Annotated in this window: 1 rRNA gene; it reads right to left on the minus strand. The window is 54.1% G+C overall.

Features of this window, described 5'->3' with window-relative positions:
* Positions 1–255, minus strand: a 23S ribosomal RNA gene (locus M3225_RS29285); the annotation flags it as partial.

The following is a 255-nucleotide window of genomic DNA, read 5'->3' on the forward strand; positions in this document are numbered from 1 at the left end:
GGTTCGGGCCTCCATTCAGTGTTACCTGAACTTCACCCTGGACATGGGTAGATCACCTGGTTTCGGGTCTACGACCACATACTAAACGCCCTATTCAGACTCGCTTTCGCTGCGGCTCCGCCTTATCGGCTTAACCTTGCATGGGATCGTAACTCGCCGGTTCATTCTACAAAAGGCACGCCATCACCCGTTAACGGGCTCTGACTACTTGTAGGCACACGGTTTCAGGATCTCTTTCACTCCCCTTCCGGGGTG

The sequence above is a fragment of the Priestia aryabhattai genome, assembly GCF_023715685.1.
GTDB lineage: Bacteria > Bacillota > Bacilli > Bacillales > Bacillaceae_H > Priestia > Priestia aryabhattai_B.